The organism is Streptomyces sp. NPDC001941, from assembly GCF_040296945.1.
Lineage (GTDB): Bacteria > Actinomycetota > Actinomycetes > Streptomycetales > Streptomycetaceae > Streptomyces.
Genome location: NZ_JBEOYE010000063.1, coordinates 46,640 through 56,434, shown reverse-complemented (window position 1 = coordinate 56,434; position 9,795 = coordinate 46,640). Strand labels below are relative to the sequence as shown.

At 73.0% G+C, this 9,795-nt stretch carries 9 protein-coding genes; 2 read left to right on the top strand and 7 right to left on the bottom strand.

Annotated elements, in window-relative coordinates:
- The 4 genes from ABT160_RS32575 to ABT160_RS32560 form a co-directional block, all read right to left on the bottom strand.
- Positions 1–324 (bottom strand): 2-oxoglutarate dehydrogenase E1 subunit family protein (locus tag ABT160_RS32575; protein ID WP_351651535.1); only part of this gene is annotated, 324 nt, incomplete at its 3' end.
- A 268-nt stretch (positions 325–592) separates the two neighbouring features.
- The gene (locus tag ABT160_RS32570) at positions 593–1,690 is read right to left on the bottom strand and encodes a HAMP domain-containing sensor histidine kinase (protein WP_351651534.1); all 1,098 of its coding nucleotides are present in this window, start codon (positions 1,688–1,690) and stop codon (positions 593–595) included.
- The gene (locus ABT160_RS32565; RefSeq protein WP_351651533.1) at positions 1,687–2,430 is read right to left on the bottom strand and encodes a response regulator transcription factor; all 744 of its coding nucleotides are present in this window, start codon (positions 2,428–2,430) and stop codon (positions 1,687–1,689) included. The genes ABT160_RS32570 and ABT160_RS32565 overlap by 4 nt, the downstream gene beginning before the upstream one ends.
- Before the next feature lie 115 nt (positions 2,431–2,545).
- Positions 2,546–3,205, bottom strand: a complete 660-nt coding sequence (locus tag ABT160_RS32560; RefSeq protein ID WP_351651532.1) for a spermidine synthase family protein — start codon at positions 3,203–3,205, stop codon at positions 2,546–2,548.
- Between the two features lie 231 nt (positions 3,206–3,436).
- Between ABT160_RS32560 and ABT160_RS32555 the strand changes: the two genes are divergently transcribed.
- Together ABT160_RS32555 and lon are read left to right on the top strand one after the other, a co-directional pair.
- Complete coding sequence (locus ABT160_RS32555) at positions 3,437–4,186, top strand: rhomboid-like protein (protein ID WP_351651531.1); 750 nt, start codon at positions 3,437–3,439, stop codon at positions 4,184–4,186.
- Between the two features lie 177 nt (positions 4,187–4,363).
- A complete protein-coding gene (gene lon / locus ABT160_RS32550) occupies positions 4,364–6,763 on the top strand; it encodes an endopeptidase La (RefSeq protein WP_351651530.1) in 2,400 nt (799 codons plus the stop codon).
- A gap of 102 nt (positions 6,764–6,865) precedes the next feature.
- Here lon and ABT160_RS32545 read toward each other — a convergent pair whose 3' ends face one another.
- The 3 genes from ABT160_RS32545 to ABT160_RS32535 all read right to left on the bottom strand — a co-directional run bounded on the left by ABT160_RS32545 (position 6,866) and on the right by ABT160_RS32535 (position 9,683).
- Positions 6,866–7,762, bottom strand: a complete 897-nt coding sequence (locus ABT160_RS32545) for a trypsin-like serine peptidase (RefSeq protein WP_351651529.1) — start codon at positions 7,760–7,762, stop codon at positions 6,866–6,868.
- 85 nt (positions 7,763–7,847) lie between these two features.
- A complete protein-coding gene (locus tag ABT160_RS32540; RefSeq protein WP_351651528.1) occupies positions 7,848–8,705 on the bottom strand; it encodes a lytic polysaccharide monooxygenase auxiliary activity family 9 protein in 858 nt (285 codons plus the stop codon).
- 156 nt (positions 8,706–8,861) lie between these two features.
- Positions 8,862–9,683 (bottom strand): lysozyme, encoded by an 822-nt coding sequence (locus tag ABT160_RS32535; protein WP_351651527.1) that lies wholly within the window; start codon positions 9,681–9,683, stop codon positions 8,862–8,864.
- Between the last annotated feature and the right edge of the window lie 112 nt (positions 9,684–9,795).

Genomic DNA, 9,795 nt, shown 5'->3' with positions numbered 1-9,795 from the left:
CGGGGCCTGCGCGGCGGGGGCGGCGGCCGGGGCCGGAGCGGCGGCCGGGGCCTGCGGGGCGGCCTGGGCCGCTGCGGGGGTCGTGGTCACCGGTGTGCCTTCGGTCGCGGGCTTCTTCTCTGCGGTGCCGGTCGCCTGGGCGCCCGGCTTGTAATCGGCGAAGAAGTCCCACCAGGCTCGGTCGACCGAGTTCGGGTCCTGGAGGTACTGCTGGTAGATCTCGTCGACGAGCCACTCATTGGGACCGAAAGCGGCGGCAGGGGACTTTCCCTGCCCCTCTTGGTCGGTCGAGATGCTCGAGTTACTGGGGGACTGAGACGACACGGCGGCAACCGCCCTCTTCCGCTTCACAAGGTGATGGACAGCGGAAATAAAGGCTACGCCTCCCCGGCCGAGAGGTGCAGGCCGGGCATGCCATCGTCGCGCAAGTCACACTTGAAGGCGTGTTTCGGCGTAAGAATTGGCGGGAAACAAGCGTGGTTCCGCTCCGTTTGGGTACGCGGCACCGCGGCTACGGCGCCCCCGCGCCGCACCCCTGACCCCGTTCCACGTACGTACACGCAGAACGGGCGCTTCCGGTTCGAACCCTACGTCAACCGCGAGCTTGGGGAATCCCCGGAAGGGTGACCTGGATCCGGCAGCCGCGAGCCGATTCGGCCACCCCGATCCGGCCGCCGTGCAGATCCACCGCCCAGCGGGCGATCGCCAGGCCGAGCCCGGTCCCGCCGTCGCTGCCCGGACCGTGCGGGGAGGACTTCACGCCCCGGTTGAAGCGCTCGAAGACCTTGTGGCGCTCCTGCTCCGGGATGCCGGGGCCCTCGTCGCGCACCTCCAGGTCCAGCGACTCCGGCTGCGGGCCGCGCCGGGCCCGCACGGTGACCCGGCCGTGCGGCGGCGAGTGCTTCACCGCGTTGTCGATCAGGTTGGCGACCACCTGGTGCAGCCGCTCCACGTCCGCGTGCGCGGTCAGCTCCGGCGGCGACACGTCCAGGTGCAGGTGCACGTCGGTCCGGGTGTGGTGGCCCGAGCCCGAGGTCAGGCCGCGCTGCGAGGCCGCCAGGTTGGCCTCCTTCAGCACCCCCGACAGATAGGGCCACACCTCGAAGCGGCGCGCCTTGAGCGGTACGACGCCGTTGTCCAGGCGCGACAGGTCCAGCAGCGTCTCCACCAGCCGGCCCAGCCGCTCGGTCTGCTTCAGGGCGGTGCGCATGGTCTCGGGGTCGGCGGCCGACACCCCGTCCACCACGTTCTCCAGCACGGCGCGCAGCGCGGCGATCGGGGTGCGCAGCTCGTGCGAGACGTTGGCGACCAGTTCCTTGCGGTGGTGGTCGACGGCCTCCAGGTCGTCCGCCATGCGGTTGATCGTGGAGGCCAGGTCGCCCAGCTCGTCACGGCGGTCGGCGCCGCGCACCCGGCGGGTGTAGTCGCCGTGCGAGATGGACTTCGCGACGGTGTTCATCTCGTCCAGCGGCGCGGTCAGGCCGTGCGCCACGAACTGGGTGATCAGCAGGGTGGCGATCACCGAGAAGACCGTGATGAAGCGCAGTTCCGTCTCGGTGCGCAGGGCGACCATCAGCAGCCCCGTCGTGATGAACACCGAGACCACGACCAGCGTGCCCAGCTTCGTCTTGATCGAGATCGTGAGCGACCTCCTCAGCCGGGACCGGGGTGACGCCGACGACCTGCTCATGGCGCGGGGGTCTCCAGCGCGTAGCCGACGCCGTGGACCGTGCGGATGCGCTCGGCGCCGATCTTGCGGCGCAGCGCCTTGATGTGGCTGTCGACGGTGCGGGTGCCCGAGGCGTCCGCCCAGTCCCACACCTCCGCGAGCAGCTGCTCGCGGGAGAGGACCGCGCGCGGGGTGTTCGCCAGGCAGACCAGCAGGTCGAACTCGGTCGGGGTGAGGTGGACGTCCTCGCCGCGCACCCGCACCCGGCGCTGCGCGTGGTCGATCTCCAGCTCGCCGAGGCGCAGGATGCCGCTGCGCGGCGTCACGGCCGCCAGCGCGGCGCGCTCGACCCGGCGCAGCAGCACGTGCACCCGGGCGGCGAGCTCGCGCATCGAGAAGGGCTTGGTCATGTAGTCGTCGGCGCCGACGCCCAGGCCGACCAGCATGTCGGTCTCGTCGTCACGCGCCGTGAGCATCAGCACCGGCACCGGGCGCTGGGCCTGGACCCGGCGGCAGACCTCCAGGCCGTCGAAGCCGGGCAGCATCACGTCCAGGACCATCAGGTCCGGCTGCCAGGCCTCGGCCGCGTCGACCGCGGCCGGGCCGTCCGTCGCCGTCTGGACGAGGAAGCCCTCCGCCCGCAGCCGTGCCGAGATGGCCTCGACGATGGTCGCGTCGTCCTCGACGACCAGCACCCGGCGCTGGGCACTGGCCGCCGGGTACTGCGCGGCACCGTTGTGGCTGGTGTGTGTCTGCTCCATCGCCCCGCCCCTGTCGCGCGTGTTGATTCCCGCGTCGCTTCCCGCACCGCGCGCGAACCGCGTCCGTAGATCGTGGTGTCCGGTCAGCAGCGTAAGGGCAGTGGAGGAGTTACGGCTACGCAGGGCGAACGCCGAGATGGACCACGTCGGGAACTCCCCGGGCAACCCGCACCTCTTCGGTCCTTACCCCGGTGAATCCGGCATTCCGCAATGACTCTTCGAATTCCCCGGAGGGCTGTGCGGACCACACCGCGAGCACCCCTCCGGGCGTCAACCGCGCGGCGCAGCACGCCAGTCCGACGGGTGAGTAGAGCGACCCGTTGTCCTCGGTGACGGTCCAGTCGGGGCCGTTGTCGATGTCGAGGCAGAGCGCGTCGTATGTGTCCGACGCCTCACGCACGTACCGCACCAGGTCGGTGTGGAGGACCTCGGCGCGCGGGTCGGCGAGCGCCGCCGCGGACAACTCGGCGAGCGGGCCGGTGCGGTGCCACTCGATGATCGCCGACTCCCTTTCCACCACGGCGATCCGGCCCCAGCGCGGCTCGGCCGCGGCGTGCGCGAGCGAGAAGCCGACCCCGAGTCCGCCGATCAGCACGGTGGGGGCGGGCCGGTCGTCCAGGGCGGCCAGCGCCGCGTCGACGAGCAGCCGCTCGGAGCGCCCGTCGGAGGTGTCCATCAGGAAGGTGCCGTTGGCGATGATCTCGTAGTGCGGGCCGTTGCGCCGCAGCACCACTTCGCCGTGCGGTCCCTCGCGGCGGTCGAGTGTCGTAGCCATGACGGCAACGTAGCCGGGTCCGGCGGGCCGGCGCGCCGCCTTTTCCCCGGGGGTGCCGGTGCCGGGGGGAGCCCCGTTGACGTGTGCGCGACGCGCGCGGCCGTGCGATGGTTGCTCCGGGTGGTCGCGGTGTGACGCAGGTCATGGCCGATCCCGGTGATCGTCACGTGGGGCGTGGGGCAGGGTGGTCCGGGGGGCTTGCACAACGGTACGGACGTAAGGAGCCTCGGCGTGGCACAGACGCAGTCGTACGAGCAGTCGTACGCGACGGCGGCCGGGGGTGTCCGCCTGCTCGACGCCATCCCCGCACAGCGCGGCGCCACCCTCCCGGCGTCCCTCGCCACCCCCTGGTGGCGACACGCGCTGCGCCTCCTGCCCACGCCCAAGGGCACCCCGTTCACCTTCGGCTACGCCCTCGTCCTGATCGGCACGTCCCTGTACGCCCAGTACGGCGACCCGGACACGGTCGACTCGCTGCTGCGCGGCTCCAGCACCGACGTGGCGCACCTGGTGAGCAGCCCGCTCACCGTGCTGCTCGGCAGCGCGCTGTGGATCGCTGGCGGGCTGACCTCGCCCTTCGCGCTGGCCTTCCTCTTCGTCCTGACGGCGCTGGAGCGCCGGGTCGGGGCGTGGCGCACGGCCGCGCTGTTCGCCCTGGGGCACGTGGTGGCGACCCTGGCGACGGAGGTGCCGGTGGGCCTGTCCGTGGTGGCCGGCCACCTCCCGGCCAGCTCGCTGCACCGCCTCGACTACGGGATCAGCTTCGGCCTGATGGCCAGCCTGGGGGCGCTGGCGGGCCTGCTGCGCCCGCTGGCCCGCACCGCCGTCCTCGCGGTGGTCTCGCTGATGGTGCTCCAGGACCTGCTGGCCTTCTCCGACCCGCTCTCGGACTGGGGCCACCTGCTGGCCCTGCTGATCGGCGTCGCGAGCTGGCCGCTGGCCCGCCGCTGGGTCGGGGCGTACGGATCCGCCGCGGCCTGAGTCGCGTACGAGGAAGGGCCCCGGAGCGCCGCTCCGGGGCCCTTCGCCGTTGGCCCGGCCCGCGCCCCTGACCTGCGCTTCCCCCTGATCGCTCAGAGCGAACAGCCGTCGGGGAACACTGGGCGGCTCATGTGCATTGAGTCCGTACAGCTCAACTTGACTGCCGAAGGGGAGATCATGGCTTCCACGTCCGCACCGCTCACCCTGCCTGTCCTGCCCCTGGACGACGAGGTCGTCCTGCCCGGCATGGTGGTGCCGCTCGACCTGTCCGACACCGAGGTGCGCGCCGCCGTCGAGGCCGCCCAGGCCGCCGCCCGCGCCGGCGGCAAGCCCCAGGTGCTGCTCGTCTCGCGCGTCGACGGCACCTACGCGGGCACCGGCGTGCTCGGCACCGTCGAGCAGGTGGGCCGGCTCTCCGACGGCGACCCCGGCGCCCTGATCCGGGCCCGCCGCCGGGTCCGCATCGGCGCCGGCACCACCGGACCCGGCGCCGCCCTGTGGGTGGAGGGCACGGCCGTCGAGGAGGACGTCCCCGACCCGCTGCCCGGCCAGGTGGCCGAGCTGGTCAAGGAGTACAAGGCCCTCGCCACCAGCTGGCTGAAGAAGCGCGGCGCCTGGCAGGTCGTGGACCGCGTCCAGCAGATCGACGGCGTCGGCGCGCTGGCCGACAACTCCGGCTACTCGCCGTTCCTGACCACCGCCCAGAAGATCGCGCTCCTGGAGACCGAGGACCCGGTCGCCCGCCTCAAGCTCGCCGCCGACCAGCTGCGCGAGCACCTGGCCGAGCAGGACGTGGCCGAGTCCATCGCCAAGGACGTCCAGGAGGGCGTCGACAAGCAGCAGCGCGAGTTCCTGCTGCGCCGCCAGCTGGAGGCCGTCCGCAAGGAGCTGCGCGAGCTGAACGGCGAGTCCGAGGGCGAGGAGTCCGACGACTACCGGGCCCGCGTGGAGGCCGCCGACCTGCCGTCCCACGTCCGCGAGGCGGCCCTGAAGGAGGTCGAGAAGCTGGAGCGCTCCAGCGACCAGTCCCCGGAGGGCTCCTGGATCCGCACCTGGCTGGACACCGTCCTGGAGATCCCCTGGAACGAGCGGACCGAGGACGCGTACGACATCCGGGGCGCCCAGGCCGTGCTGGACGCCGAGCACGCGGGCCTGGAGGACGTGAAGGAGCGGATCACCGAGTACCTGGCCGTGCGCAAGCGCCGCACCGACCGGGGCCTGGGCGTCGTCGGCGGGCGGCGCGGCGGCGCGGTCCTGGCGCTGGTCGGCCCGCCCGGCGTCGGCAAGACCTCGCTGGGCGAGTCCGTGGCGCACGCGATGGGCCGCAAGTTCGTGCGGGTCGCCCTCGGCGGCGTGCGCGACGAGGCGGAGATCCGCGGCCACCGGCGCACCTACGTGGGCGCGCTGCCCGGCCGGATCGTCCGGGCCGTCAAGGAGGCCGGGTCGATGAACCCGGTGGTCCTGCTCGACGAGATCGACAAGGTCGGCTCCGACTTCCGCGGCGACCCGGCGGCGGCCCTCCTGGAGGTCCTGGACCCGGCGCAGAACCACACCTTCAGGGACCACTACCTGGAGGTCGAGCTCGACCTGTCCGACGTGGTCTTCCTGGCCACCGCCAACGTCCTCGAAGCCATCCCGGAGGCCCTGCTCGACCGCATGGAGCTGGTCCGCCTCGACGGCTACACCGAGGACGAGAAGGTCGTCATCGCCCGGGACCACCTGCTCCCGCGCCAGCTGGAGCGGGCCGGCATCGAGCCCGGCGAGGTGACCCTGGACGAGGGCGCCCTGCGCAAGCTGGCCGGCGAGTACACGCGCGAGGCCGGCGTGCGCAACCTGGAGCGCGCCGTGGCCCGGCTGCTGCGCAAGGTGGCCGCCCAGCACGAGCTGGGGCAGCGGGAGCTGCCGTTCACCGTCACCGACGGCGACCTGCGCGGGCTGATCGGGCGCCCGCACCACGTGCCCGAGTCCGCCCAGGACCCGGCCGAGCGGCGCACCTCGGTGCCCGGCGTGGCCACCGGCCTCGCGGTCACCGGAGCCGGCGGCGACGTGCTGTACGTCGAGGCGTCGCTGGCCGACCCGGAGACGGGCGCGGCGGGGCTGACCCTGACCGGCCAGCTCGGCGACGTGATGAAGGAGTCCGCGCAGATCGCGCTGAGCTTCCTGCGCTCGCACGGCGCGGAGCTGGAGCTGCCGGTGGGCGACCTGAAGGACCGGGGCGTGCACGTGCACTTCCCGGCGGGCGCGGTCCCCAAGGACGGCCCGAGCGCCGGCATCACGCTGGTCACGGCGCTGTCCTCGCTGCTCAGCGGGCGCCTGGTCCGCCCGGACGTGGCGATGACCGGTGAGGTCTCGCTGACCGGCCGGGTGCTGCCGATCGGCGGCCTGAAGCAGAAGCTGCTGGCCGCGCACCGGGCGGGCGTCACCACCGTGGTGATCCCCAAGCGCAACGAGCCCGACCTGGACGACGTCCCGGCCGAGATCCTGGAGAAGCTGGAGGTCCACCCGGTGACGGACGTGCGCCAGGTCCTGGAGATCGCGCTGGCCCCGGCGGAGGTGCCGGTCCCGGCCGCGGCCTGACCCGTACGCGTAGTGAGTGGGTAAGAGGGGAGGGGCCGCGCACACCGCGCGGCCCCTCCCCTCTTGTCCGTACGTACCAGGCGCGCGTCTTGTCCGTACGCCCTAGGCGCGCGCCGCCTTCTCGTACAGCGCCTTCGCCGCGTCGTCGAAGACCACCGCCGTCGTCTCCGCGTCGGTGTCGCCGCCGCTGGTCACGCCGATGATCCGGCCCCGGTGGCCGGCGTCCCGGTAGTCCGCCAGCCAGGGGCCGCCGCTGGTGCCGTCGAAGAAGCCGCCGCACTCCATCAGCATCGACCCGTCCAGGTCGGGGTCCTTGGTGGTGTCGGTGGTGCAGGCGATCGGGTGGTTGTCCGGGTTGTGCTCGGCGTTGGGGTAGCCGAAGACGGTGACCCGGCGCTCGGCCTTCGAGTTCCAGTCCGGCACCTCGGCCCCCACCACCTGCTGCACCTGGCGGCCCTTGGCGTCGGGATCCAGGGTCAGGAAGGCGAAGTCGGTGCTGTCCGCCGCGGTCTGCGCCGCGTCGGAGTCGTCCTGGTCGGAGGAGTCGTCGGAGTCGTCCGGCGGCGGCCACGCGCCGCCCACCTGGACGGCCCGCACCTTCCAGGTGCCCTCGGGCGCCGTCCCCTTGTCCTTGCCGTGGAAGCCGGGCGCGAAGGAGAAGTCCTTCATCGGCGCGCCCTCGTCGTCGAAGACGCAGTGCGCGGCGGTCACCACCACGTTGCCCTTGGGGCTGTCCACGACGCTGGCGCTGCACCAGTGGCCGCCCCCGTCGAGCAGGACGCCCATCGAGGGCAGCCTGGTCTCGGCCGGGACGGCCGACTTCTGGGGCTGGGGCAGCGCGGGCCTCGCCTGGGTGCCGGTGCCGTCCGGATCGACCGCCGCACCGGCGGCGGAGCAGGCGGCGAGCGTGGTGGCCAGGGCGGCGCACCACAGGGCCGCGGCCCCGCGGCGACCCGCGGGCCACGGGCCCGTCCGGCGGGACTGCGTGTTCCGGTCCATGGCACCATCCTCGCTCACCCGCTCCGCTTTCCCCTAGAGAGCGCCGGGTAACACGCGGGTCCTACTGTCCGCCGCCCCGCGGGTGCTACCGCTCCTCGGCGCGGCGGCGGGTGCGGAACATCACCAGGCCCGCCGCGAAGGTCAGGGCCGCCGCGCCGCCCGCGAGGGCCGGGGCCGCCGCGGAGCCGGCCGGGGAGGTCGCTCCGGCCGGGGCGATGGCCTCGCCGCCGCCGTGGCCGTGGTGGCTGACGGTGGACTTCGACGCGCCGGAGGCGATGGTCCGCTCGCTGGGGGCCGCCGCGGCGGCGGCGCCGGAGCCGTAGACCACGTCGGAGCAGCTGTAGAAGGCCTCGGGGCTGTCGTTGCGCTGCCAGACCTTGTAGACGACGTGGCGTCCGGTGCGGGCGGGCAGGGTGCCGGTGAAGTTGTAGTAGCCGTTGTCCGCGGTGCGCGAGGTCGCGTACGTGGCGACGGGCGTGGTGTCCAGGTCGGACCACTTCAGCGGCTTGGTGGGGTCGAAGCCCTGCTTGGTGATGTAGACGGTCATGGTGCCCGAGTGGGCGGCCGTGGCCCGGAACCTGAAGCCGAACGCGCCCGCCTTGACGCTGGTGGCCGGCCAGTCGGTGCGGGCCCAGTCCAGCGCGCGGTACTTCTCGCGGTTGGCCGAGCAGAGCTTGCCGTCCGGGATGAGCAGCTGGTGTTTGCCGTCGGCGTTGGCGATGTTGACCTCGTTCCAGTCGTACAGCGGCTGGGTGCCCGAGTCGGCGACGAGGTCCTTGCAGACCTGGGACTTGGGGGTCTCCGGGCCCTCCGCGTAGCACGCGGCGATCCGGCTGACCGGGTTGAACACCGCGCCGTGGGCGCTCGCCGTGCCGGGGGTGAGGACGACGAGCGCGGTGGCGGCCGCGGCGCCGAGGGCACCGGCCGTTCGGTAGGCGGACATGCGTAACTCTCCCTGGGCGTGGGGGTGTTGGCGTCCCGGAGAGCGTTGCATTGGTCTGGACCAACAGGCAAGAGGTCTGGACCGATCCGTTCACCCCGAGGACACCCCGGCGCCGCTCACGCCGGGGTGTCCTCTGCTGGGGTGGGTGCCGCGGCGTCAGCCGTTGGCCAGCGCCTGGACCCGGTCCAGCGCGCCGTTGAACCGGTTGTGGTCGCCGACGCCGGGGCCCGTGGAGGTGTACTGCCACATGGTGTGGAAGCCCCAGCCGGCCGGGAGTTCGCCCACGGTCGTGTTGTAGCGGGCGACCCACAGCGGGTAGGTCGCGCCGAAGGCGGCGGAGTTGCCGGTGCACTGCTTCCACCAGCTGGTCGCCGTGTAGATCACCGCGTCGCGCCCGGTGCGCGCCCGGTACTGGTTCAGGAAGTCCCGGATCCAGGTCACCATCGACGCCGCGCTCTTGCCGTAGCACGCGTCGCCGTAGGGGTTCCACTCGATGTCCAGCGCGCCCGGCAGGGTGCGGCCGTCGCGGGACCAGCCGCCGCCGTTGTCGACGAAGTAGTCGGCCTGCGCGGCGCCGCCCGTGGTGTCGGGGGTGGCGAAGTGGTAGGCCCCGCGGATCATCCCGACGTTGTACGACCCGTTGTACTGCTGCGCGAAGTACGGGTTCTTGTAGTACGTGCCCTCGGTGGCCTTCACGTAGGCCCACTTCACGCCGCTGTTCCACAGGCCCGCCCAGTCGACGTTGCCCTGGTGGCTGGAGACGTCGACGCCCTCGGTCTGGGCGGCGCGGTCCTGGCGCGGCAGGCCGCCGACGCCGTCGTGGGAGGGGACGCCCATGCCGAGGTGGGCGGAGCCGCGGGCGGGGCGGTCGGCCGCGCCGGCGCCGCCGGGCAGGGCGAGCAGCAGGGCGAGGGCCGCGAGCAGGGCGGCGGCCAGGGTGGCGCGGGTGCGGATGGTGCCGGGTCTGTGCGCGGGCATGGGGTGCCTCCGAACAGCATCGGTGGGGGGACTGGGGACCTGCCCTAGCGTGGACATGTCAGTCTTGAAGCTACGCACGTAGAACCCCGCGGTGGAAGGGCCCCGGGGTGCT